Source organism: Streptomyces sp. NBC_00386, from assembly GCF_036063235.1.
Taxonomy (GTDB): Bacteria; Actinomycetota; Actinomycetes; order Streptomycetales; family Streptomycetaceae; genus Streptomyces.
The window spans coordinates 5,528,189-5,551,615 of the sequence record NZ_CP107950.1; the positions used below are offsets into that span (position 1 = coordinate 5,528,189).

The following is a 23,427-nucleotide window of genomic DNA, read 5'->3' on the forward strand; positions in this document are numbered from 1 at the left end:
GGCCGGTCGAGCTGGTGGACGGCGATGTCGTCCTCCGGCCGATAAGGCTGCGCGACCAGCGGGCCTGGCGCGAGGTGAACCGGCGCAACCGCGACTGGCTGCGTCCCTGGGAGGCGACGATCCCTCCCCCCACGCCGAGCGGCCCGATCGCGCACCGGCCGACGTACCGGCAGATGGTCCGCCACCTGCGGGCCGAGGCCAACGCGGGCCGGATGCTGCCCTTCGTGATCGAGTACCAGGGGCGGCTGGTCGGCCAGCTCACCGTGGCCGGGATCACCTGGGGCTCGATGTGCTCCGGGCACATCGGCTACTGGGTGGACCAGTCGGTGGCGGGCCACGGGGTGATGCCGACGGCCGTGGCGCTGGTCAGCGACCACTGCTTCCGCACCGTCGGACTGCACCGCATCGAGGTCTGTATTCGCCCCGAGAACGGGCCCAGCCGCAGGGTCGTGGAGAAACTCGGATTCCGCGAGGAAGGGCTGCGCCCGCGCTATCTCCACATCGACGGCGCCTGGCGCGACCATCTCGTCTTCGCCCTCACCGCGGAGGAAGTGCCCGAGGGGCTGCTCGGGCGCTGGCGGCGGACGCGTTCGGCGAGGACCCGTTCGGATCAGGTGGGATCGGAGCAGGCCGGCTCGCAGAACCCGAGCAAGCCCGGCCACCCCGGGAAATGAAATAGGTGTTCGAAAATGATCGGCAGGCGATCGCGTCAGGGCATTAATTTCGCGCTCGCGACGGCCTGTTGATCGCATCGGTCACAAAAAAAGTTCGAAATATCAGCCGGATCGTGCGACACACCGGCGCAATTGGCAGATGGCCTCATACAAACCCCTCTACCGTGTGAGGCGTGAGCAGCAGCGGCCTCATCTACGCAGTCATTGTCGGGGCCTGGGCCGCCTACTTGGTGCCGATGTGGCTCCGTAGGCAGGACGAGCTGAACGAAGCCCGTCCGACGGAACGCTTCAGCACCGCCATCCGGCTGCTGTCCGGACGGGCGGGCATGGAGCGTCGATACGCCAAGGACCTGCGCGCACGCTCCGCCGAGGAGGAGGAGCCCAGCGCCGACCCGGACGGCGTCACCGATTCGGTGGACGTCCGGGCCTTCGCCGTATCCCCGACCCGGCCCCAGGCGGCGGACCGGCACCGTCCGCACGTGCAGGAACGAGTACAGGTGCCGGAGCCGGCCCAGGCGGAGCAGGAGTCGGGCGCACGCGCTCCCGGCAAGGAGAGCGGCGCGTACGAGAACTCGGGCACCGCCCGGTCCGTACCGCACCAGTCGGGTGTGCCGGCGCCGAGACCCCCGGCCAAGTCCGCGCCCCAGCAGGCCGCTTCGTCCACGCCCGGCGCCCGCCGGGCAGTCTCGGCGGAGGCCGCGGCGCGGGCCCGGCGTACGAAGGTCCTCGCACGCCGTCGGCGTACGACGGTCATGATGTTCTTCGCCTTCAGCCTCGGCGCGGTCGTCGCGGCCGTGGGCGGGCTCGCCTTCCTGTGGGCGCCCGGCGTGCCGGCCGTGATCCTCAGCTCGTACATCGTGCACCTGCGTGTCCAGGAGCGGCGGCGCTTCACCTACACCATGGACCGCCGCCGGGCCGAGGTCGCGGCGCAGCGGCTCAGGGAGCGGCAGCCCCGCCGGCGGGCGTCCGTCGACCCGGTGGCGGACGAACCGGAGGAGGGCTCCGCCCCCGACACCGACCCCGGTCTCCTGGCGCTCGCCGCCGACCGTCGTGCCCTCGTCGAGCAGACCGACCACGCCGAGTGGGTCGACCAGCAGCGTGAACGGCAGTGCGGGCCCGCCCAGGGGGACAGCTGGGACCCGGTGCCGGTTCCCCTGCCGACCTATGTGACCGCGCCGGTCGCGCCCAGGGCGACGTCCAGCGTGGACCTGGGCGCCCCGGACGCGTGGAGCTCCGCACGCTCCAGCGCGGTGGAGCCGAGCGCGCCCGAGGCGGAACCGGCCGACGAGGACCTCTCCGAAGGATCCGAGGGCGCCGGGGCGGCGGACGACAGCCGCAGCGACGCCCGGCGGGCGGCGTCCGCGCGCCGCGCCCGCGAGCGCGGCCGGACGCCACTGTTCGACCAGTACGAGGACGGCGAACGGCCACGCGCGGCCAACGAGTGACGAGTGTGACGACGGAGGTGCGCGGGAGTCCGGCTGACCAGGCAGGAACGGATTACCGAGCACCTCGATCGGGATGCTAGAGTTTCACTCGTTGCAAGGGCCTGTGGCGCAGTCTGGTAGCGCACCTCGTTCGCATCGAGGGGGTCTGGGGTTCAAATCCCCACAGGTCCACCGCAGCTCAGAGCCCCAGTCGGAGAGATCCGGCTGGGGCTCTTTGGCGTCGCGCGACGGCGAGGCGCGGCGACTGTTTTCGATCTTTGCTTTCCGGTCTTTCGGGCCTTCGCCGTCCGGGCCTTTCGGTCGTCGCTTTCCGGACCGATGGCCGTACGCGGCTGTCGGAACGGACCGGCCTTCACCGGATGTTCACGAGGGCCCCATACTGTGCCCATGATCGCGCCCGTCGGACCGCAGGTCCCCGCTCAGGCCTCCCCCTCGCCGTCCGTGGCCGCGTTTCCCCCCGCCGACCCGGCGCAGCCCCGGCGGAAGTGGTGGATCGCCCCGCTGGCCGGTGTGCTGGTGGCGCTCCCCGTCCAACTCGTCGCCGCCTTCCTGCTGCTGATGTCCCCCATGGCGTTGGACTCGTGCAGCGCCGCCAGCCCCTGCGGGCGCACGGAGGCCGCCATCGGCGCGAGCCTGGTGCTGCTTCTGCTGGCGGTGCTCTCCCTGGGAGTGCCGTGGTGGCGGGCGAAGGGGAAGAGCCTCGGCGCGGGAATCGGGGTGAGCCTGATACCGCTGGGCCTCACGCTGGCGTCCATCGGCGCGCTGCTCTTCGGGATCGTGTTCGGCTGACCCCACGGCACCGGCGACCGTGACGGACCCGCCCGGCGGGAGTGGCGCGGCGGTCGCTTCCGCCACCGCCGGGTGAAGGCCCGCCCCGATGGCTGCCGGGAAGCTAGAGGGCCTTGGCGTAGCAGAGGCTCAGTTCGTGGAAGCGGTAGTAGCCGAACTTGGCGCACGGTTCGTAGCCGCTCGACGCGTACAGGGCGACCGCCTCGGGCTGCTTGGAGCCGGTCTCCAGGACCATGCGGGTGCGGCCGGCCGTGCGGGCGTCCTCCTCCAGGGCGGCCAGCATGCGCCGGGCGAGGCCGAGACCCCGGGCCTCGGGGATCACGTACATGCGCTTGAGCTCGGCGTCCCCGTCCGCGTAGCCCTCGTCGTTCTCGTCCTGGGTGCGCCAGCCGCCCGTGGCCACCGGGCGGTCCCACTCGTCGTAAGCGATCAGATAGAGGCCGAACGGCGGGGCGAACATCCTGGCGTCCAGATGCGTGGCGTCGCCGCCGTCGCCGTAGCGCACGGCGTATTCGGCCTGAACCTGGTCGTTGAGCTTCACGGCGTCGGGATGGTCGAAGGGGACCTGGCGGAAATTCATGCGTAATACCGTACGTCTATGCGATAGGTGAATGGACGGGTGGTGCGGGTCCGGCCGACCGTGCCGTTCTCGTCGGTCGAGTTCCGGCCGGTCGCACGGATGTAGATCGAGTTCTGGTCGAACGTACCGATTAAGTATCGTGCTCCGGGTGCTGACTGTGACCTCTGTGAATGTGAACGGGCTCCGGGCCGCCGCGAAGAAGGGTTTCGTGGAGTGGCTCGCGGAGACCTCCGCGGACGTGCTGTGTCTCCAGGAGGTGCGGGCCGAGCCCGGGCAGCTTCCCGAGGAGGTGCGCGCGCCCGAGGGATGGCACGTCGTGCACGCCCCCGCCGCCGCCAAGGGCCGCGCCGGTGTGTCCCTCTACACACGCCGTGAGCCCGACCGGGTCCGGATCGGCTTCGGGTCCGAGGAGTTCGACTCCACCGGGCGGTACGTCGAGGCGGACCTGCCCGGTGTCACCGTCGCGAGCCTCTACCTCCCCTCGGGCGAGGTCGGGACCGAACGGCAGGACGAGAAGGTCCGGTTCATGGGCGAGTTCCTGGCCCACCTGAAGGAACTCAGGGTGCGGGCCGCCGCCGACGGGCGCGAGGTCGTCGTCTGTGGCGACTGGAACATCGCCCACCAGGAGGCCGACCTCAAGAACTGGCGCGCCAACAAGAAGAACTCCGGCTTCCTGCCCGAGGAGCGGGAGTGGCTCGGCCGGGTCCTGGACCCGGAGGACGGCGGGTACGTCGACGTCGTACGCGCCCTGCACCCGGACGCCGAGGGTCCGTACACCTGGTGGTCGTACCGGGGGCGGGCCTTCGACAACGATTCAGGTTGGAGGATCGACCTTCAGACCGCCACGCCGGGGCTCGCGGGCAAGGCGGTCAAGGGGTTCGTGGAGCGCGCGGCGACCCATGGGGAACGCTGGTCCGACCACGCCCCGGTCACGGTGGTCTACGAGCTCTGAGCGGTCCCGCCGCGTTCCCGGGGCCCCGTACGCGGGTCCCGGTGCTCCCGTAGCCGGCGGTCCATCGCCATCGACAGTTCCGCCTCCACCACGCTCTTCGCCAGGGGGCGCAGGCGCTGGAGGTCTTCGGGGGTGCGGTCCTCGGTGAGGACCAGGGTGGTGAAGAGTTCGGCCAGTGCCTCGGTGTGCTCCCGTACGCGGCGGGCGGCCGTCAGGACGTCCGCGAGCGGGATGCCCTCGCGGACCAGGGCGGCCGAGACGTCGAGCAGGCGGCGGCTGATGTGTACGATCTCGCCGCCGTCCGTGCCGAGATAGCCGAGGTCGAGCGCCGCGGCGAGGTTCTCCCCGGTCGCCTGGCCCGCGAAGACGTCGGCCAGTTCCTCGGGGGAGAGGCGGACCGGGGTCTCCTCGGTGGGCTCGCCGAGGCCGAGCAGTTCGCCGACGTCGCGGCCGTGGTCGAAGGCCTCGGCCAGTTCCGCGATGCCGTTCAGGGTGTGGCCGCGTTCCAGCAGCGCCGAGATGGTGCGCAGACGGGCCAGGTGGGTGTCGTCGTACCAGGCGATGCGGCCCTCGCGCCGGGGCGGCGGTATGAGTTTGCGCTCCCGGTAGAAGCGCAGCGTGCGCACGGTGATGCCGGCCTCCTCGGCCAGTTCCTCCATGCGGTACTCGCGACGGCCGGGCTCCGGCGCCGGGCGGGCGGTGCCGGTGAGCGGCCCGGGCTCCGGGGCCGATGCTCCGCGCGTCGGCGCGTCCGTCCGGCGTCCGCCGGACTTCCGCGTCGCCGTGCCCCCTGCCCGCGTCTCCGCGCCGCGCTTTCCTGATCCCTCGGCCACGTCCGCACCCTACGTCGTACCCCGGGTAACTTTCCCGCTCGCAACCCCTACCCATGAGTACGAAGCTGCTCTACCCTCCCGATTGTGCCAGTGTTCACTGGCATGGTCGTGCGGGCTAGGGAGGCGTCGGGATGACCGAGCACGAGCATGTACGGGTGGCGGTGATCGGGTCCGGGTTCGGGGGGCTGGGCGCCGCCGTGCGGCTGCGACGCGAAGGGATCACCGACTTCGTGGTCCTGGAGCGGGCCGGCGGCGTGGGCGGCACCTGGCGCGACAACAGCTATCCCGGGTGCGCCTGTGACGTCCCGTCGCACCTGTACTCGTTCTCGTTCGCGCCCAACCCCGAATGGCCGCGCACCTTCTCCGGGCAGGAACACATCCGCGCGTACCTGGAGCACGTGACGGACGTCTTCCGGCTGCGGTCGCATCTGCGGTTCGACACCGAGGTCACGAAGATGACCTGGGACGCGGAGAAGCTGCGCTGGGGGATCGAGACCAGCAGCGGGTTCCTGACGGCGGACGTCGTGGTGTCCGCGACCGGGCCCCTCTCCGACCCCAAGATCCCGCAGATCCCGGGGATCGACACGTTCACCGGCAAGGTGTTCCACTCCGCCCGCTGGGACCACGACTACGACCTGCGCGGCAAGCGGGTGGCCATGGTCGGCACCGGGGCCTCCGCCATCCAGATCGTCCCGGCCATCCAGCAGGACGTCGCCCGGCTGACCCTCTTCCAGCGCACCCCGCCGTGGGTGATGCCGCGGGTCGACCGGGCCATCAGCGGCGTGGAGCGGTGGTTGCACCGGCAGGTGCCGTTCACGACCAAGGGCAGGCGCGGACTGCTCTGGGGCATCCGGGAACTCCAGGTGCAGGCGTTCACCAAGCGGCCCCATCAGCTGGGCGTGGTCGAGCGGCTGGCCAAGCGGAACATCGCGCGCGCCGTGAAGGATCCGGCGCTGCGGGAGAAGCTGACGCCCGACTACCGGATCGGCTGCAAGCGCATCCTGCTGTCGAACGCCTACTACCCGGCGCTCACCCGGCCGAACGTGGACGTCGTGGCCTCCGGGCTCGCCGAGATCGACGGCTCCACGGTGGTCGCCGCCGACGGTACGAGGGCCGAGGTCGACGCGATCGTCTTCGGGACCGGCTTCCACGTCACCGACATGCCGATCGCCGAGCGGGTCGTCGGGGCGGACGGCAGGACGCTCGCACAGGCCTGGGAGACCGGCATGAAGTCGCTGCGCGGCGCCACCGCGGCCGGTTTCCCCAACTGGATGACGATCATCGGACCGAACACCGGGCTCGGGAACTCCTCGATGATCCTGATGATCGAGTCCCAGCTCAACTACATGGCGGACTTCGTACGGCAACTGGACGTCCTCGGGGGACGCGTGGCGCTCGACGCCCGCCCCGCCGCCGTGGACGCCTGGAACCACAAGGTCCAGGAACGCATGAAGCGCACGGTGTGGAACACCGGCGGCTGCACCAGCTGGTACCTCGACGCCAACGGCGTCAACACGACCGTGTGGCCCGGCACGACGACCGAGTTCCGGGGCGCCACGCGCCGCGTCGACCTGGGGGAGTACGACGTGCTGCGCGCGGCGCAGCCCGTACCGGGAGAAGCGCCGGAGGCCGCGCCCGAACCGCGTACGAAGAGCACCCGCAAGAAGAAGGTGGAGGCAGGAGCGTGAGCCGACTGACGTACGAGGCGCACGGCGTGTACGCGCCTCCCGTGCCGGCGCGGGAACTGATCGCGCACTCCGCGGACGGCGCGCGACTGCACGTCGAGGTGCACGGCCCCGAGGACGCGCCCGCCGTCGTCCTCGCCCACGGCTGGACCTGTTCGACCGCCTTCTGGGCGGCCCAGATCCGGGACCTCTCCGCCGACCACAAGGTCATCGCGTACGACCAGCGCGGGCACGGACGCAGTCCCGCGAGTGACGCGTGCAGTACCGAGGCGCTCGCCGACGACCTGGAGGCGGTGCTCGCGGCCACCCTCGCGCCGGGCGAGAAGGCCGTGCTCGCGGGCCACTCCATGGGCGGGATGACGCTGATGGCGGCCTCGGCGCGGCCGCGGTTCCAGGAGCACGCGGCGGCGGCGCTGCTGTGCAGCACGGGGAGCACGCGACTGGTCGAGGAGGCGCGTGTGCTGCCGTGGCGCGCCGGACGGCTCCGGACGCGTCTCACCGGGGCCGTGCTCGGCTCGCGCGCGCCGCTCGGGCCCGTCACGCCGGTCGCCAGGCGGATCCTCAAGTACGCGACCATGGGCCCCGGTTCGTCTCCCGTCATGGTGGAGGCGTGCGCGCGGATCGTGCACGCCTGTCCGCGCGCCGTGCGCCACGCGTGGTCGGCCGTGCTCGCCACCCTCGATCTCGAAGCGGGGGTACGGGAGTTGAGGGTGCCGACGGCGGTGATCGCGGGCAGCGTGGACCGGCTGACACCGGTCGTGCACGCCCGCGCCCTCGTGGCGGCGCTGCCGAACTGTGTCGGCAGCACCGAGCTGCCGGGCCTCGGGCACATGACTCCGGTGGAGGCGCCGGAACTGGTGACGGCCCGCATCAGGGAACTCGTCGCCACGTACGCCACGTACGCCGCGGAGACCGCGGAGACCGCGGAGACCGCAGAGATCAAGGAGGGCGCATGAGCAGCAGGGTCGGCCTGGAAGGGCAGGTCGCCGTCGTCACGGGGGCCGCACGCGGTGTCGGTGAACTCCTCGCCCGCAAGCTCTCCGCGCGCGGGGCGAAGGTCGCACTGGTCGGACTGGAGGCGGACGAGCTGAAGCGGGTCTCGGAACGGCTGCGCGGCGAGAGCGACCACTGGTACGCCGACGTCACCGACCACGAGGCGATGGCGCGGGTCGCCCAGGAGGTCGAGCAGCGGTTCGGGAAGGTGGACATCGTCGTCGCGAACGCCGGTGTCGCGAGCGGCGGCCCCTTCGTGGACTCCGACCCCGTCGCCTGGCGGCGGGTGATCGAGGTGAACCTGATCGGATCGGCGGTCACCGCACGGGCGTTCCTGCCGGCGCTGATGAAGAGCCGGGGCTATCTGCTCCAGATCGCGTCGCTGGCCGCGATGACTCCCGCCCCCATGATGTCGGCCTACTGCGCCTCCAAGTCCGGTGTGGAGGCGTACGCGCACAGTCTGCGCGCCGAGGTCGGCCACAAGGGCGTTCGCGTCGGCGTCGGGTATCTGTCCTGGACCGACACCGACATGGTGCGCGGAGCCGATCAGGACGAGGTGATGCGGGAGTTGAGGCAGCGGCTGCCGTGGCCGTCCAACAAGACCTATCCGCTGGGTCCGGCCGTCGAGCGGATCGTGGCCGGGATCGAGCGCCGCTCCAGCCATGTGTACGCGCAGTGGTGGCTGCGCGGGATGCAGGGGATCCGGGGGTACCTGCCCGGCGTCATCGGGTCGGTCGGGCAGCGCGAGATGCGGCGGTTCGAACCGCGCCTCGGCGGTGTGCGGACCGGGCTGGTCGGTGCCGGCGGAGCGGCCGACGAGGAGGAGCGGAAGTCGACGGCTCCGTAAGCCGGCTGGAGGCGCCCCGGGGGGATCCGGGGCGTCTCCGGGAGGCCTCCGGAGTGTGTCCCACCGGCGTGTCTCACGGTGAGTGACTGACCGAAATGCGTGCTCTGTTCCTGCGTGTCAGTCTGGTCGAGGCCCGGACCTCCCCCACTCACAAGGGGGGTCGAGGGCCGAATCCCTCACCCGCAACAGGAGTGAATCTCATGAGCATGCAGGACCAGTTCAAGGACAAGGCCGAGCGGATGAAGCAGCAGGGCAAGAAGAAGACGCGCCCCGAGGGCCGGCAGGACGAGGCGAGCCGCCGTGCCCCGGCCGGCCGCGACGGTGCCCCCGCTCGTGACGGCGCGAGGCCGGACGCGGAGCGAGCTCAGCGGGAGGCTCAGGACCGCTTCGACCAGGACTACGACGCCTGATCGAAAGGCCCGCTCGGCCTGAAAGGGGCGCCCTCTTCACGGAGGGCGCCCCTTTCTTGTGCTCGTTTCCGGAGAGTCCGGTAGTCCGGTCTCGTCGGTCTCGTCGGTCCGGTCGGTCCGGTCTCGGCCGGTCACTCCGGTCGCGGGGGGAGCTTCGGCCTTCTTCTGTCGGGCACGTCAGAGTGGTCCGGCGGGGAGGCCGCGGGGTGGGCGCGCAGCAGGTCGAGGGAGAGCTGGATGGCGTCGTCCAGCTGGGCGTGGCGCCCCTCCGCCCAGTCGAGCGGGGTGCGCAGGATCTCCAGGTCCGGTGCGACGCCGTGGTTCTCGACGGACCAGCCGTACGCGTCGAACCATGCGGCGTTCATCGGCACCGTGATGACCGTGCCGTCGCCGAGACGATGGCGTCCGGTCATGCCGACGACTCCGCCCCAGGTGCGCTGTCCCACGACCGGTCCCAGCTTCAGCAGTTTGAAGGCGGCGGTGATCATGTCGCCGTCGGACGACGTCGCTTCGTCTGCCAGGGCCACCACCGGGCCGCGCGGGGCGTTGGAGGCGTACGACACCGGCTGGGCGTCGCGGGTGAGGTCCCAGCCGAGGATCGTGCGGGTCAGTTTCTCGACGACCAGTTCGCTGATGTGGCCGCCCGCGTTGCCCCGCACGTCGACGATGAGGGCCGGGCGCGAGACCTCCATCCGCAGGTCGCGGTTGAACTGGGCCCAGCCCGAGCCGCCCATGTCCGGGATGTGCAGATAGCCGCAGTGGCCGCCGCTCAACTCCCGCACCACCTGGCGGCGTTTGGCCACCCAGTCCTGGTAGCGCAGGGGGCGTTCGTCGATCAGCGGGACCACGGCCACCCGGCGCGGGCGGCCCTCGCCCTCGGCCGGGGTGAAGGTCAGCTCCACCGTCGTGCCGCCCGCGCCCGCGAGCAGCGGATACGGTCCGGTGACCGGGTTCACCGGACGCCCGTCGACGTGGGTGAGTACCGCTCCCTCCCGGATGCCGGTGCCGGCCAGCGGTGAACGCGCCTTGGAGTCGGACGAGTCGCCGGGCAGGATGCGCTTGAGCATCCAATGGTCGTCACGGCAGACGAAGTTGGCGCCCAGCAGGCCCTGCCAGCGCTGGTAGTGGGGCGGTCCCTCGTTGCGGCGCGCGGGGCTCACGTACGCGTGCGAGGTGGCCAGTTCGCCGAGCACCTCGCGCAGCAGGTCCGCGAACTCGTCCGGGGACGAGACCCGTTCGACCAGGGGGCGGTACTGCTCCAGGATCGCGTCCCAGTCGATGCCGCACATGTCCGGGTCCCAGTAGTAGGCGCGGATGATGCGGCCGGCCTCCGAGAACGCCTGGCGCCACTCGGCGCACGGGTCCACCTCGTGCAGGATGCGGCGCAGATCGATCCAGACGGTGGAGTCGCTGTCGCCGGACTCGGTGGCGGGGACGGCGCGCAGGTCGCCCTCGTCGACGACGACCAGCCGGGAACCGTCGCCGCTCACGGCGAACCAGTCCAGATGGTCGACGAGTTCGGACTTTTTCGCCTTGGTGATGTTGAAGAACTCCAGGGTCGGACGGCCGGTCGTGTCGTCCGGGTTGGCGAACGTCTCGCCCAGCGCGCCGGAGATCGGCCAGCGCAGCCAGACCAGGCCGCCGCCCGAGACCGGGCGCAGCGCCGAGTACTTGGAGGCGGTGACCGGGAAGGGCGTCACCCGGCTCTCCAGGCCTTCGAGTTCGACGGTCGTCGCGGTGCCGTCGCCGGACCCGTCCTCGACCGGGTCGAGGCCTCCGGCGACCGGCCGTCCGTCCGGGTTCAGCGCGAACGGGGAAGGGGTGGCGGAGGACAGGGGGACGAGGTAGGGGCGGCAGCCGAGGGGGAAGGACAGGTCCCCGGTGTGCACGTCGTACACGGGGTCGAAGCCGCGCCAGGACAGGAAGGCGAGATAGCGGCCGTCCCGCGTGAACACCGGATTCTCGTCCTCGAAGCGGCCGTTGGTCACGTCGACGATCAGACGGTCCTTTATGCGCGCCATCTTGATCTGCCGCAGGGAGCGCCCGATCCCGGGGTGCGACCAGGTCAGCCAGGCGCCGTCCGGCGAGAAGGCGAGGTCCGTCACCGGTCCGTTGATGGACCGGATGAGCTCGGTGACCTCGCCGGACCCCGTCCGCGGAACGTCCCCGGACTCCGCTCCTGTCTCCGATTCCGCTCCTGCGCCGGATTCCGCCCCCGCCCCGGATTCCGCCCCTGCCCCTTCGGCCTCGTCACTCTCCCCGGACTCCCCGGACTCCCCGGACTCCCCGGTGTCCCCGGATTCGTCGGAGTCGTCTGATTCACCCAGCTCATCGAGGCCGCCGAGTTCGGCGGCCTCGCCGGGGTCCTCCGTGGCGTCGAGCAGGAGCAGTCGTCCGTCGTTCGAGGCGATGGCGAGACGTTCGCCCTGTGGGTCCGACACCAGCTCCTGGACGCGGCCCAGCCGGCCGGAGGCGAGGCGGCGCGGCTCGCGGGCGCCGGTCGCGCGTGGCAGGTAGGCGATCTCGACAGCGTCCTCGCCCTCCGCGTCGGTGACATAGGCGACCTGGCCGCCCGAGCCGAGCATCTCCGGGAGCCGGACCCGTACGCCCGGGGTGTCCGCGATGGTGCGCGCGGGACCGTCGCGGTGGGTGAGCCAGTACAGGCTGCCGCGTACGACGACGGCGGAGGCCCGGCCCGTCTCGTCCACGGAGATGCTGTCCACGTGCTGGGCGGCCGGCACCGGGTACGTACGCCGTCCGGCGCGCGGACCACCCAGCAGGACGTCGAGGCGGCGCGGAACCGACTCGGGGGACAGGTTGTCGACGATCCACAGATCGCCGGCGCACTGGTAGACGACCCGGGTGCCGTCCGAGGAGGCGTGCCGGGCGTAGAAGGCGTCGTGGTCGGTGTGCCGGCGCAGGTCGGAGCCTTCGTACGAGCACGAGTAGAGGTTCCCGATGCCCTCGTGGTCGGAGAGGAACGCGATCCGCCCGTCGACGAACATCGGGCAGGCGAGATGGCCGCCGAGCTCGGCGACCAGTTGCCGGCCGTGCAGCCAGATACGGCCCATGGCCCCGCCCCGGTAGCGCTTCCAGGCGGCCGGTTCGTGCGGTGGGGTGCCGGTGAGCAGCAGGGTCTTCCGCTCGCCCTCGATGTCGGCGACGCCGATGTCCGAGACCGGGCCCCAGGGCTGTTTGCGGCCGGGGTCGCCGTCGGTGGGGACGGAGTAGGCCCAGGTGAAGTAGGAGAAGGGCTGGCCGTGCGAGGCGACGGCGAGGATGTCGCCTTCGGGGGACCAGCCGCACACCTGGGTGTCGGCGCTGCCCCAGTAGGTGAGCCGGTGGCCCGGTCCGCCGTCCACCGGCGCCAGGTGGATCTCCGGGACGAGGCTCCGCCAGCTCGTGTACGCGATCCGCCGGCCGTCGGGGGAGAAACGGGGGTGGCCGACCTTGGTGCGGTCGACGGTGAGCCGCCAGGCGCGCCCGCGGCCGTCGAGCGGGGCCAGCCACAGGTCGTCCTCGGTGACGAAGCACAGCCGGTCGCCGCTCAGATGCGGGAAACGCAGATAGCCGGGGGAGTTCTCGTCCGTGGTCGCGTTCTCGTACTCGTGGCTCACCTCCCCATGCTTTTCCGCTGGAGTGACCCCGGCAACTCGTGGCGCCGGGGGCGCGTTGTGGGACGTGGGCGCGGGCGGGGATACGGGAGGTGTGCATGGGGCGCGTTCAGGAACGAACGCGCCCCGCACCGGCTCGGGCCCCGCACCGGCTCCCGCCCCGCATCGGTTCGGGCCCCGCACCAGCTCCCGCCCCACCCGTCCCCGGTCGTAACCCGTCCCCGGTCGTAACCCGTCCCCGGGCGTAACCCGTCCCCGGAGTGACCCAGCACACGTACGAAACGGTTTCGTTTCGCTGGCGTCAGGGGTATCTTCAGGGACATACGAATCCGTGTCGTTCGAAGCGGGAGAGGTGAGTGGGATGGCTGAAGCCGCAACGGTGCGTCGCAGTCGGATCACGCCCGAGCGCGAGGCCGAGCTGTACACGGCCGTGCTCGACCTGCTTCGTGAGGTCGGCTACGACGCCCTCACGATGGACGCCGTCGCGGCCCGTACCCGTTCCAGCAAGGCCACCCTCTACCGCCAGTGGGGCGGCAAGGCCGAGCTCGTCGTGAAAGCCCTGCGGCACCAGAAGCCGCTGAAGCTCTCCGACATGGACACCGGGAGCCTGCGGGGCGACTTCCACGCACTGGCCCTCCGGCAGGACGACTGCCAGATGGAGCAGGACTCCGCGCTGATGCGGGGTCTGGCCATGGCGGCGCACGGGAACCCGGATCTGCTGAAGGCGTTCCGGGAATGGCTGATCGAGCCGGAGATGGAAGAGCTGCGCCGGGTGCTCCAGCGCGGTGTCGACCGAGGTGAGATCCGAGCGGACAACCCCGCGATGGAGTACGTGATGCACATGCTCATCGGAGCCTTCGCGGCCCGCACCATGATCGACGAACTCCCACCGACGCAGGCCTTCCTGCATTCGTATGTCGACGCCGTGGTCCTCCCCGCTCTCGGCGCCTGACGTCCCACTCCTGACCCTTCCCCTGTTCCACCCCCGTGGATCCCTGTAGTGATCCACCTCTACAGATCCCTGTAGTCGCACCTGACGCGCCGCTCACGTCGTCGGGCTGATCCCCCCTGCCCCCACTCGGGTGATCACACCAGCCCCTGCCCTTCCACGACCTGACCGGGAGTACGCCCTCGTGGCCACATTCCTCTACAAACTCGGCCGACTCGCCTTCCGGCGACGGCACTTCGCCGCCCTGATATGGGTGGCTCTGCTGACGCTCGCGGGTGTCGGCGCCGCCTCCGCGCCCGTCGCGGGATCGTCCTCCTTCTCGATCCCCGGCACCGAGGCGCAGAAGGCCTTCGACCTGCTGGAGAGCCGCTTCCCCGGAATGAGTGCCGACGGAGCGACCGCACGGGTCGTCTTCAAGGCGCCCGCCGGCGAGAAGATGGCGGACAAGGACAACAAGGCGACGGTCGAGCAGGCCGTCAAGGTGCTCGGCACCGGTTCCGAGGTCACCTCCGTCACCGACCCGTTCAAGGCCCACGCCGTGAGCAAGGACGGGACGATCGCCTACGCCTCGGTGAAGTACGACGTCTCCGGCATGGAGCTGAAGGACGCCTCGAAGGACGCCCTGAAGACGGCCGCGGAGGACGCGCGGCACTCCGGGCTGACCGTCGAGGTGGGCGGTGACGCGCTCCAGGCGACGCCCGAGACCGGTTCCAGCGAGGTCATCGGCATCGCGATAGCCGCGGTCGTCCTCGTCATCACCTTCGGTTCGCTCATCGCGGCCGGACTGCCGCTGCTGACCGCGCTGGTCGGCGTCGGCATCGGCGTCTCGACGATCACCGCGCTCGCCAGCGTGCTCGACCTGGGCTCCACCACGTCCACCCTCGCGATGATGATCGGCCTGGCGGTCGGCATCGACTACGCCCTCTTCATCGTCTCCCGCTACCGGGCCGAGCTGGCCGAGGGCCGAGAGCGCGAGGAAGCGGCCGGACGGGCCGTCGGTACGGCGGGCTCGGCCGTGGTCTTCGCGGGACTGACCGTCGTGATCGCGCTGGTCGGACTGTCGGTCGTCAACATCCCGATGCTCACGAAGATGGGTGTCGCCGCGGCGGGCACGGTCGCCATCGCCGTCCTCATCGCCCTGACGATGATCCCCGCGCTGCTCGGATACGCGGGCCGCAGGGTCCAGCCGGCCGGCAAGAAGAGCAGGCTCCTCGGTGGCGGGCGCGCCGCGAAGAAGGCGGGCAAGCCGAACATGGGCACGCGCTGGGCGAGCTTCGTCGTCCGCCGCCCGCTCGCGGTGCTGCTGCTCGGCGTGGTCGGCCTCGGCGCCGCCGCGGTTCCGGCGGCCTCGCTCCAGCTCGGTCTGCCGGACGACGGCTCGCAGCCGACGTCCACCACCCAGCGCCGCGCCTACGACCTGCTCTCCGAGGGCTTCGGTCCCGGTTTCAACGGCCCGTTGATGGTCGTCGTCGACGCCAAGGCGAGCGACGCGCCCAAGACGGTGTTCAGCACGGTGCGCGACGAGATCGCGGACCTCAAGGGTGTCGTGAGCGTCAGCCCGGCGGCCCCCAACAAGGCCGGGGACACCGCGATGATCACGGTGATCGCCGACTCGAAGCCGTCCTCCGTCACGACCGAGGACCTCGTCCACACCATCCGCGGCGGGGGCGCCGGCATCAAGGCCGAGACGGGCGCGACGGTGCTGGTCACCGGCTCCACGGCCATGAACATCGACTTCTCGCAGAAGCTCAACGACGCGCTGATCCCGTATCTCGCGCTCGTGGTCGGCCTCGCCTTCCTGCTGCTGATCGTGGTGTTCCGCTCGATCCTCGTTCCGCTGAAGGCGGCGCTAGGCTTCCTGCTCAGCGTGATGGCGGCCCTCGGCGCGGTCGTCGCGGTGTTCCAGTGGGGCTGGCTGTCCGGCCTGATGGGCGTCGAGGAGACCGGCCCGATCATGTCGATGATGCCGATCTTCATGGTGGGTGTCGTCTTCGGTCTGGCCATGGACTACGAGGTGTTCCTCGTGACGCGCATGCGGGAGGCCTACGTCCACGGGGAGAAGCCCGCCCAGGCGATCGTGACCGGGTTCAAGCACGGCGCACGGGTCGTCACGGCCGCCGCCGTCATCATGATCGCCGTGTTCTCCGGATTCATCGGCTCCAGCGAGTCGATGATCAAGATGATCGGCTTCGGTCTCGCCATCGCCGTCTTCTTCGACGCGTTCGTCGTACGGATGGCACTCGTCCCGGCGGTGCTCGCGCTGCTCGGCAAGCGGGCCTGGTGGCTGCCGAAGTGGCTGGACCGCGTGCTGCCGAACGTCGATGTCGAGGGCGAGGGCCTGCGCGCGCTCGACGAGAAGGCGCGTGAAGGGGACGACGACCGGAAGCTGGTCGGCGTCTGACCCTCGGCCCCCGCGGCCGGACCGTTCACGTGAGAGACCTCGCCGACGCCTCGGCGAGGTCTCTCACGTATGTGCCGTTCCTCAGTGCGCCACGGGTGTGGCGGCCGTGTACGTACGGCGGAGGAAGCGCATGAGCGCCTTCGTGTCGAGCTGCACGACCGCCACTCCTTGCGCCGAGTGGAACTCCAGGACGGCCTGGACGCGGCCGCACGGCCAGATGCGTATCTCGCCGCTGGTGACGGGGACCCGCAGACCCCGTTCCAGGAGTTCGCGGTCGAAGGTCCACTCGTGGGGGCCGGGCAGCGTGATGCGCACCTGACGGGGGTCCGTCTCCGGGTCGTACCGGAGGGCCACCGGGACGGCCCGGTGTTCGTCGTCGGCGGAATCGGCGGTGTCCGTCACGATATGAGCGCGGGCGTACTGCTCGACGGCGGGCATGAACCGACTCCTTACGCTGCGTGACCTATGCGGAAGATGTGAATTCCGTCACCATTCCAATGTCGCACATCTGGCGGAAACCGCTCTCCGGCCGTCCGTGACCCTCCTTCGGGAACGCCTGCCCGGTCACGGCGCGTCCATGTGCGCGGTGGTCACATCCGCGGGCGGTCCACGCCTTCCGCGCCCGCGAACTGCTCCCGTACGCCTGCCCGTCGCGAGCTGTTCGCACATTCCCGCTCTTGCAAGTCGTTCGCAACAAGGCATTATCATCGGACGGTGCACGTTCCTGACGGATTCATCAATGCCCCGGTCTCCGCGGTCACAGGCGTGGTCGCCGCAGGCGCCGTCGCCGTGAGCCTGCGGGGTGCCCGCCGTGAACTCGACGAACGGACCGCGCCGCTCGCCGGCCTGGTCGCCGCCTTCATCTTCGCCGTGCAGATGCTGAACTTCCCGGTCGCCGCCGGGACCAGCGGACATCTCCTCGGAGGGGCCCTGGCCGCGATCCTCGTCGGCCCCTTCACCGGTGTCCTCTGCGTCTCCGTCGTCCTGCTCATGCAGGGAATCCTCTTCGCGGACGGCGGTCTCACCGCGCTCGGCGTGAACATCACCGACATGGCGATCGTCACCACGGTCGTCTCGTACGCCGTCTTCCGCGTCCTGGTGACGGTGCTGCCCCGCAAGCGGAGCTCGGTCACCGTCGCCTCCTTCGTCGCCGCGCTGCTCTCCGTCCCGGCCGCCGCGGTCGCCTTCACCCTCATCTACGCGGTCGGCGGCACCACCGACATCGCGCTCTCCAAGGTCGCCACGGCCATGGTCGGCGTCCACGTCCTCATCGGCATCGGCGAGGCCGTGATCACGGCGCTCACCGTCGGCGCCGTCATCGCCGTACGGCCCGACCTCGTCCACGGCGCCCGCGGCCTCCAGCAGCGCCTCAAGCTGCGCGTGGACGGGGAACTCGTCGACGTCCCCGCGGCCGCCGCCCCCGTCGCGGCCCGCTCCTCGCACCGCAAGGTGTGGATCACCGGCCTGGTCACCTCCCTCGTCCTCGCCGGATTCGTCAGCTTCTACGCCTCCGCGAGCCCCGACGGCCTGGAGAAGGTCGCCAAGGACAAGGGCATCGACGCGAAGGCGAAGGCGCACGCCTCCGAGGACTCGCCGCTCGCCGGATACGGAGTCAAGGACGTCTCCGACTCCCGCCTCTCCGGTGGTCTCGCCGGGGTGATCGGCGTCGGCGTCACGGTCGTCGCGGGCACCGGCGTCTTCTGGACGGTCCGCAGGCGCCGTACGGCCGACACCTCGCCCGCCTCCGTGCCGGAAGGCGTCTGAGGTGGGGGCCGGTCACGCGCACAAGCTGTACCGGCACGCGGACTCACCCGTGCACGCGCTGCCGCCGCACACCAAACTCGCCGCCGCCCTCGCCTTCGTGGTCGTGGTCGTCTCCACCCCGCGCGAGGCCATGTGGGCGTTCGCGCTGTACGCCGTGCTGCTGGCGGTGGTCGCCCACCGGGCCCGCGTACCGGCGGGCGTCCTGCTGAGACGGCTCCTGATCGAGATCCCGTTCGTCGCGTTCGCGGTGCTGATGCCCTTCGTGGCGGAGGGCGAACGGGTGGACGTGCTCGGACTGTCCCTGAGCGTCAACGGCCTGTGGGGCGCCTGGAACGTCCTCGCCAAGGGCACCCTCGGCGTCGCCGCCTCCGTCCTGCTGGCCTCCACCACCGGACTGCGTGAACTGCTCCTCGGCCTCCAGCGGCTGAAGCTCCCGCCGCTCCTCGTGCAGATCGCCTCCTTCATGATCCGCTACGGCGATGTCATCACCGACGAGATGCGGCGCATGCGGATCGCGCGGGAGTCGCGCGGCTTCGAGGCGAGCGGACTGCGGCACTGGGGAGTGCTCGCGAAGTCGGCGGGCGCGCTGTTCATCCGCTCCTACGAACGCGGGGAACGCGTGCACCTGGCCATGGTGAGCCGCGGGTACGCCGGTTCCATGCCCGTCATCGACGAGGTGACCGCGTCCCGGGCGCAGTGGTCGTACGCCCTCGCCCTTCCGTTCGCCGCCCTTGTCGTATGTCTGTTGGGATGGACGCTGTGATGTCTGCTGCACCCTCTCTGGAGGTCTCCGGCCTCGCGTTCGCCTACCCGGACGGGCACCAGGCCCTGTTCGGCGTGGACTTCCGGATCGGGCGCGGCGAGCGCGTCGCCCTGCTCGGCCCGAACGGCGCCGGCAAGACCACCCTCGTCCTGCACCTCAACGGCATCCTGACCGGCGGCGCCGGAACGGTGACGGTCGCCGGACTCCCGGTCGGCAAGCGGCACATGGCGGAGATCCGGCGCAGGGTCGGCATCGTCTTCCAGGACCCGGACGACCAGCTCTTCATGCCGACCGTGCGCGAGGACGTGGCCTTCGGGCCGGCCGCCGCGGGCATCAAGGGCGCCGAGCTGGAGGCCCGCGTCCGCACGGCGCTGGAGCGCGTCGGCATGGAAGCCTTCGCCGACCGCCCTCCGCACCACCTGTCCTTCGGGCAGCGGCGCCGGGTCGCCGTCGCGACGGTGCTGGCGATGGAGCCGGAGATCCTCGTCCTCGACGAGCCCTCCTCCAACCTCGACCCCGCCTCCCGGCGTGAACTCGCGGACATCCTGCGCTCGCTGGACGTCACGGTCCTCATGGTCACCCACGACCTGCCGTACGCCCTCGAACTGTGCCCCCGCTCCCTCGTCCTCAGCGACGGCGTGATCGTCGCCGACGGCGGGACCGGCGAGCTCCTCTCCGACGACGAGCTCATGCGCACCCATCGTCTGGAGCTGCCCTTCGGGTTCGACCCGCGCTCCGTGACAATGGGGGCGTGACGAAACAAGAGGACGTCGGGCCGCCGGCCGGGTCGCTGCTGCTCGACGACCAGCTGTGCTTCGCCCTGTACGCCGCCCAGCGGGCCGTGACCGCCGCGTACCGCCCGCTGCTGGAGGAACTCGGCCTCACCTACCCGCAGTACCTCGTCCTGCTGGTCCTGTGGGAGCGCGGCGAGACCACGGTCAAGGAACTGGGCGCCGCCCTGCACCTCGACTACGGCACGATGTCGCCGCTGCTCAAGCGGCTGGAGTCGGCGGGGCTCGTACGCCGTGAGCGCTCGGCGCAGGACGAACGCTCGGTGCGCGTCGCGCTGACCGGGCGCGGCGAAGTGCTCAGGGAGCGCGCGGAGGAGGTGCCGCAGGCGCTGCTGACGGCGACCGGCCTGAGCGAGGCCGACGTCACGCGCCTGCGCGAGGAGCTGCGCCGGCTGACCGAACGAGCGGAGAACGCGGCGGCACGCGGACGCTGACACAGAGACCGGCCCCCTGTCGAGACCGGGCCGGATCACATGATCGGCAATGGGCACCCCGAGGCTTCCCGCGCTCCATACCGGCCAGTACCTTGTGCACCATGCACTTGTGCACGATGCATGTGTGCGCCACCTTCTGTTGCCCGCCCCGGGGGAGGCCTGCCGTGTCCGACGGCGCCGTTGTCGACACTCGTCCGACGAAGATCATGTATGTCGCCGAGGCGACCGCGCACGGCGGCCGGAACGGCTATGTGACCAGTCAGGACGGGCAGCTCGAACTGAAGGTCGCGATGCCGCCGGCGCTGGGCGGCGACGGGAACGGCACGAACCCGGAGCAGTTGTTCGCGGCCGGATTCAGTGCCTGCTTCCACAACGCGCTGGTCATGGTCGGCCGCCGGGCCGGCCTCGACCTCTCCGGCTCCACGGTCGCGGCCAAGGTCGGGATCGGCCCCAACAAGCAGCGCGGCTACGGACTGGCGGTCGCCCTGAGCGTCTCGCTCCCCGTCGTCGACGAGGACGTGGCGGCGAAGCTCGTGGACGCGGCGCACGAGGTCTGCCCGTACTCGAACGCCACCCGCGGCAACATCGAGGTCACGATCCTGCTGGGCTAGGAATCGAAGGCCGCGGGCGCGTGTTGCACTCATCATCGGCAGTGGTGAGGCGACAGGGAGCGCGGGCGTGGACGTGAACGGCACAGTGGCGGAGGGCTTCGAACCGGTCAGGGAGGCGTTCGCGGCCAACTTCGGGGCGCTGGGGGACCGGGGCGCCGCCGTCACCGTTTACCGCGACGGGCACAAGGTCGTCGACCTGTGGGGCGGCACCCGTGACGTCGACGGCACCGAGCCCTGGCAGCGGGGCACCGCGCAGATCGTGCGCTCCGCGACGAAGGGCGTCGCCGCCGCCGTACTCCTGCTGCTCGCCCAGCGGGGACAGCTCGACCTGGACGCGCCGGTCGGCGCCTACTGGCCCGAGTACAAGGCGCACGGCAAGGAGCACACGCGCATACGGCATCTGCTCGCGCACCGGGCCGGCGTGCCCGTCCTCGACCGTCCGCTCACCCCCGCCGAGGCCGCCGACCCCGACCTCGCGGCCGCGGCGGTGGCCGCACAGACGCCCGTATGGGAACCGGGATCCGAGCACGGGTACCACGCGCAGACGTACAGCTGGCTGACGGGCGAGCTGGTCCGGCGCGTCACCGGACGCACCCTCGGCCGGTGGATCGCGGACGAGGTGGCCGGGCCGCTGGACCTCGACCTGTGGGTCGGGCTTCCGGAGACGGTGGCCGGCCGGGTGGGCCGGGTCGCGCAGATCGAGGCGCCGGCCGTGCCGGGCGGCCTCAGGACCCGCCCCAAGCAAGCGGTCTCCGAGGCGTACGCCGACCCGGGCAGCCTCACCCGCCGCGCCTTCGCCGCGATCACCCCGATGCCCGACGAGAACGATCCCGGCTACCGCTCCGCCGTCCTTCCGGCCTCGAACGGCATCGCCACCGCCGACGGCCTCGCCCGCTTCTACGCCGCGCTGATCGGGGAGGTGGACGGGGTCCGGCTGTTCACGCCCGAGACGCTGGCGGCCGCGCGGACGGAGCAGTCGGCGGGACCGGACCGGGTCCTCGTCGTCAACACCCGGTTCGGCCTCGGCTACATGCTCCACGGCGGAGCGTCGCCGCTTCTCTCCCCGGGCTCCTTCGGCCACCCCGGCCGCGGCGGCGCCCTCGGCTTCGCCGACCCCGAGTCGGGCATCGCGTTCGGCTACGTCACCAACGGCTTCCGCAAGAGCGTGACGGCGGACGCACGGGCCCAGGCGCTGGTCCGGGCGGTGCGGACGGCCGTCGGCCCGACATCATCGCCCTGAGACGGTTGAGAAGGTTGCAGGACAGACCGAGACGATCAGCTCTCGAAGCTTCTCGATATACAGCTGTACGTTCTTGGAAGCGATGTCCGTGTCCGGGTGGCGGCATGCGATCCACAGTCCCTCGTGCAGCCGGTTGACCCAGGCGCACACCTGATCGCCGTACGACACGCGGAGCAGCCCGTACGCCCTTTGTTCGCTCCAGCAGGCCGAACCAGGAATGAGGCGGGCGTCCACGTACGAGACGATCGAGTACAAGTCGGGTGATGTGGGACGGAAGTCCTCGCCCAGGAGGCGTAGCACCCGGGCCAGAGGAATGCGGGCCAACGACCGATTGGCTTGCAGCTGGGCCCGGACCGAGGTGAGCGCGGCGTCGAAGTCCCGTGCCGCAGGTACTTCGATCGGCGCGCCGCCGACATACCAGCCCACGGAGTCCGACCACGTGGACTTCAGCCGGGTGTGGAACGGCACGACCGTGCGGTAGACCGGTTGCCCGCCGAGTTCGTGGACGATCAGACTGGTCGCGGCCAGGACGCCCACCAGGCTGCCGCCGTAGGGCCGGCAGTACGTCTCGAACGCCGCGGCCGCTTCCGCATCGACGAGCGGCTCGCGCATGAGCTTTTGGACGGGCAGAACGCCGCCGGGCTGCAGGCCCAGATCGACAGGGAACTCCGGAAGCCTTCCGTCGCACCGGTCGATGAACTCCCGCCAGCGCGTGACGATCGCGTGTGTGTCGTCGATGGCGTTCGCGTTCGTTCGTTCCTGCTCGCAGAAGTCCACATAGCTCGCGACCGGTGCGGCGGCGAGGGGCTGCCCTGCGGCATGTGCCGTGTACAGCTCCTGTACCTCGTACGGGATGCGCTGCAGCGAGTAGGCGTCGACGTTGGTGTGGTCGAACGCCAGATACACGCTGGTGGAGTCCTCGCGGACGACCGCCGCGTAGATGAGATTGGGCCAGCCGAGAGCGTCTGCCGCCTGGTCGAAACGGTCCTGCAGATGCTCGGCCAGCAGGTTCCCGTCGGTGAAGTCGCCCACCACTTCGCGGTGGAGCGCGACGTCGTCCTGGTCGAGAGTGAACCGCTGCATCTCGTCGCCCACCCACCTGAACCCGCTGCGCAGCGTCTCGTGGCGCAATGTCCAGCCGTGTAGGGCCTGTTCCAGCACGTCGAGGTCGACTCGGCCGGGCAGGTCGAAAGCCGTACCGAGCCAGGTCGGCACGAACAAGCCTCCCTCGCGCACCGACCGCGCCGTTCTGATGTGTGACTCCTGGATGTACGCCGGCGGCCGTGGATCCGTCGGCAGCACCGTCGCGGCCGCGACGGTCGCAGGGCTGAACCCCCATTCCACAAGTCGTCCAGGCCGGACCTCGCAGCGCTGAATATCGGAAATTCGCACAGTGGCGTCTCCTTGTAGGAAAACAAAGGCTTGATCAACGTGGAGTCGCGTGCGAGCGCTGTCTGTCGTTTCGCCCGCAAATCAGCAGAAGGTGTGGCACGTCGAACGGTGAAGCGACCTATCCATCGACCCGCATTCAACGGCCGTTCATGCGCCTGCCTGTAGGGACTGCCACGGGTGCCTCTTCGCTGCGATCGTCATGACGAGAGCAACGAGCAACCAGACCGACATTCACATGATCGACGGCATCTGTTGAGGCC

Annotated in this window: 21 protein-coding genes and 1 tRNA gene; 17 read left to right on the forward strand and 5 right to left on the reverse strand. The window is 70.7% G+C overall.

All coding sequences use genetic code 11. The features are described from left to right. Positions 1 to 14: 14 nt before the first annotated feature. The 4 genes from OG780_RS24380 (at position 15) to OG780_RS24395 (ending at position 2,908) form a co-directional block, all read left to right on the forward strand. Entirely contained in the window at positions 15 to 674 is a 660-nt protein-coding gene (locus OG780_RS24380) for a GNAT family N-acetyltransferase (protein ID WP_328451508.1), read from the forward strand. Between the two features lie 173 nt (positions 675 to 847). Continuing rightward, a complete protein-coding gene (gene sepX, locus OG780_RS24385) occupies positions 848 to 2,119 on the forward strand; it encodes a divisome protein SepX/GlpR (protein ID WP_328451510.1) in 1,272 nt (423 codons plus the stop codon). A gap of 97 nt (positions 2,120 to 2,216) precedes the next feature. Next, a tRNA-Ala gene (locus OG780_RS24390) sits at positions 2,217 to 2,290 on the forward strand. Positions 2,291 to 2,506: 216 nt separating this feature from the next. Continuing rightward, positions 2,507 to 2,908, forward strand: coding sequence for a hypothetical protein (locus OG780_RS24395; protein WP_328451512.1), 402 nt, complete (start codon positions 2,507 to 2,509; stop codon positions 2,906 to 2,908). Positions 2,909 to 3,011: 103 nt separating this feature from the next. Here the strand turns inward: OG780_RS24395 and OG780_RS24400 are convergent, their stop codons facing one another. Beyond that, positions 3,012 to 3,488, reverse strand: a complete 477-nt coding sequence (locus OG780_RS24400) for a GNAT family N-acetyltransferase (protein ID WP_328451514.1) — start codon at positions 3,486 to 3,488, stop codon at positions 3,012 to 3,014. 148 nt (positions 3,489 to 3,636) lie between these two features. On the opposite strand from OG780_RS24400, the gene OG780_RS24405 reads away from it, so the two are divergent. Beyond that, entirely contained in the window at positions 3,637 to 4,440 is an 804-nt protein-coding gene (locus tag OG780_RS24405) for an exodeoxyribonuclease III (RefSeq protein WP_328451516.1), read from the forward strand. Here OG780_RS24405 and OG780_RS24410 read toward each other — a convergent pair. Beyond that, complete coding sequence (locus tag OG780_RS24410; protein ID WP_328458341.1) at positions 4,428 to 5,099, reverse strand: MerR family transcriptional regulator; 672 nt, start codon at positions 5,097 to 5,099, stop codon at positions 4,428 to 4,430. The genes OG780_RS24405 and OG780_RS24410 overlap by 13 nt on opposite strands. 305 nt (positions 5,100 to 5,404) lie before the next feature. On the opposite strand from OG780_RS24410, the gene OG780_RS24415 reads away from it, so the two are divergent. The 4 genes from OG780_RS24415 to OG780_RS24430 all read left to right on the forward strand — a co-directional run bounded on the left by OG780_RS24415 (position 5,405) and on the right by OG780_RS24430 (position 9,208). Further along, on the forward strand, positions 5,405 to 6,961 hold the full coding sequence (locus tag OG780_RS24415) for a flavin-containing monooxygenase (RefSeq protein ID WP_328451518.1): 1,557 nt from the start codon (positions 5,405 to 5,407) through the stop codon (positions 6,959 to 6,961). Next, a complete protein-coding gene (locus OG780_RS24420) occupies positions 6,958 to 7,914 on the forward strand; it encodes an alpha/beta fold hydrolase (protein WP_328451520.1) in 957 nt (318 codons plus the stop codon). Before OG780_RS24415 ends, OG780_RS24420 begins: the two co-directional genes overlap by 4 nt. Next, positions 7,911 to 8,798 (forward strand): SDR family oxidoreductase, encoded by an 888-nt coding sequence (locus OG780_RS24425; RefSeq protein ID WP_328451522.1) that lies wholly within the window; start codon positions 7,911 to 7,913, stop codon positions 8,796 to 8,798. The genes OG780_RS24420 and OG780_RS24425 overlap by 4 nt, the downstream gene beginning before the upstream one ends. A 200-nt stretch (positions 8,799 to 8,998) precedes the next feature. Beyond that, on the forward strand, positions 8,999 to 9,208 hold the full coding sequence (locus tag OG780_RS24430; protein ID WP_328451524.1) for a hypothetical protein: 210 nt from the start codon (positions 8,999 to 9,001) through the stop codon (positions 9,206 to 9,208). 131 nt (positions 9,209 to 9,339) lie between these two features. Here the strand turns inward: OG780_RS24430 and OG780_RS24435 are convergent, their stop codons facing one another. Beyond that, positions 9,340 to 12,825, reverse strand: a complete 3,486-nt coding sequence (locus OG780_RS24435; protein ID WP_328451526.1) for a S41 family peptidase — start codon at positions 12,823 to 12,825, stop codon at positions 9,340 to 9,342. Positions 12,826 to 13,183: 358 nt separating this feature from the next. Here OG780_RS24435 and OG780_RS24440 point away from each other — a divergent pair, with 358 nt between their 5' ends. Continuing rightward, complete coding sequence (locus OG780_RS24440; RefSeq protein WP_328451528.1) at positions 13,184 to 13,774, forward strand: TetR/AcrR family transcriptional regulator; 591 nt, start codon at positions 13,184 to 13,186, stop codon at positions 13,772 to 13,774. 181 nt (positions 13,775 to 13,955) lie between these two features. Beyond that, the gene (locus OG780_RS24445; RefSeq protein ID WP_328451530.1) at positions 13,956 to 16,172 is read left to right on the forward strand and encodes an MMPL family transporter; all 2,217 of its coding nucleotides are present in this window, start codon (positions 13,956 to 13,958) and stop codon (positions 16,170 to 16,172) included. An 81-nt stretch (positions 16,173 to 16,253) separates the two neighbouring features. Here the strand turns inward: OG780_RS24445 and OG780_RS24450 are convergent, their stop codons facing one another. After that, a complete protein-coding gene (locus OG780_RS24450) occupies positions 16,254 to 16,610 on the reverse strand; it encodes an SsgA family sporulation/cell division regulator (RefSeq protein ID WP_328451532.1) in 357 nt (118 codons plus the stop codon). A 276-nt stretch (positions 16,611 to 16,886) separates the two neighbouring features. On the opposite strand from OG780_RS24450, the gene OG780_RS24455 reads away from it, so the two are divergent. The 6 genes from OG780_RS24455 to OG780_RS24480 all read left to right on the forward strand — a co-directional run bounded on the left by OG780_RS24455 (position 16,887) and on the right by OG780_RS24480 (position 21,775). Then, positions 16,887 to 17,936 (forward strand): energy-coupling factor ABC transporter permease, encoded by a 1,050-nt coding sequence (locus OG780_RS24455; protein ID WP_328451534.1) that lies wholly within the window; start codon positions 16,887 to 16,889, stop codon positions 17,934 to 17,936. Between the two features lies 1 nt (position 17,937). Continuing rightward, positions 17,938 to 18,699 carry a cobalt ECF transporter T component CbiQ gene (gene cbiQ, locus OG780_RS24460; RefSeq protein ID WP_326787248.1) on the forward strand — a complete coding sequence of 254 codons (762 nt, stop codon included), beginning with the start codon at positions 17,938 to 17,940 and terminating at the stop codon, positions 18,697 to 18,699. Beyond that, the gene (locus tag OG780_RS24465) at positions 18,699 to 19,454 is read left to right on the forward strand and encodes an energy-coupling factor ABC transporter ATP-binding protein (protein ID WP_326787249.1); all 756 of its coding nucleotides are present in this window, start codon (positions 18,699 to 18,701) and stop codon (positions 19,452 to 19,454) included. Before cbiQ ends, OG780_RS24465 begins: the two co-directional genes overlap by 1 nt. Then, positions 19,451 to 19,924, forward strand: coding sequence for a MarR family winged helix-turn-helix transcriptional regulator (locus OG780_RS24470; RefSeq protein WP_326787250.1), 474 nt, complete (start codon positions 19,451 to 19,453; stop codon positions 19,922 to 19,924). The genes OG780_RS24465 and OG780_RS24470 overlap by 4 nt, the downstream gene beginning before the upstream one ends. Positions 19,925 to 20,130: 206 nt before the next feature. After that, positions 20,131 to 20,535 carry an organic hydroperoxide resistance protein gene (locus tag OG780_RS24475; RefSeq protein WP_326790915.1) on the forward strand — a complete coding sequence of 135 codons (405 nt, stop codon included), beginning with the start codon at positions 20,131 to 20,133 and terminating at the stop codon, positions 20,533 to 20,535. A 67-nt stretch (positions 20,536 to 20,602) separates the two neighbouring features. After that, positions 20,603 to 21,775: a serine hydrolase domain-containing protein gene (locus OG780_RS24480; protein WP_328451539.1), complete on the forward strand. Its 1,173-nt coding sequence runs from the start codon at positions 20,603 to 20,605 to the stop codon at positions 21,773 to 21,775. Here the strand turns inward: OG780_RS24480 and OG780_RS24485 are convergent. After that, positions 21,764 to 23,167 (reverse strand): condensation domain-containing protein, encoded by a 1,404-nt coding sequence (locus tag OG780_RS24485; RefSeq protein ID WP_328451540.1) that lies wholly within the window; start codon positions 23,165 to 23,167, stop codon positions 21,764 to 21,766. The genes OG780_RS24480 and OG780_RS24485 overlap by 12 nt on opposite strands. Positions 23,168 to 23,427 lie beyond the last annotated feature (260 nt).

Coding starts and splice junctions, on each gene's coding strand:
- OG780_RS24395 (WP_328451512.1), top strand. CDS start 2,507: ATGATCGCGCCCGTCGGACCGCAGGTCCCCGCTCAGGCCTCCCCCTCG.
- OG780_RS24450 (WP_328451532.1), bottom strand. CDS start 16,610: ATGCCCGCCGTCGAGCAGTACGCCCGCGCTCATATCGTGACGGACACC.
- OG780_RS24400 (WP_328451514.1), bottom strand. CDS start 3,488: ATGAATTTCCGCCAGGTCCCCTTCGACCATCCCGACGCCGTGAAGCTC.
- OG780_RS24465 (WP_326787249.1), top strand. CDS start 18,699: ATGTCTGCTGCACCCTCTCTGGAGGTCTCCGGCCTCGCGTTCGCCTAC.
- OG780_RS24425 (WP_328451522.1), top strand. CDS start 7,911: ATGAGCAGCAGGGTCGGCCTGGAAGGGCAGGTCGCCGTCGTCACGGGG.
- OG780_RS24475 (WP_326790915.1), top strand. CDS start 20,131: ATGTATGTCGCCGAGGCGACCGCGCACGGCGGCCGGAACGGCTATGTG.
- OG780_RS24440 (WP_328451528.1), top strand. CDS start 13,184: ATGGCTGAAGCCGCAACGGTGCGTCGCAGTCGGATCACGCCCGAGCGC.
- OG780_RS24430 (WP_328451524.1), top strand. CDS start 8,999: ATGAGCATGCAGGACCAGTTCAAGGACAAGGCCGAGCGGATGAAGCAG.
- OG780_RS24410 (WP_328458341.1), bottom strand. CDS start 5,099: ATGGAGGAACTGGCCGAGGAGGCCGGCATCACCGTGCGCACGCTGCGC.
- OG780_RS24415 (WP_328451518.1), top strand. CDS start 5,405: ATGACCGAGCACGAGCATGTACGGGTGGCGGTGATCGGGTCCGGGTTC.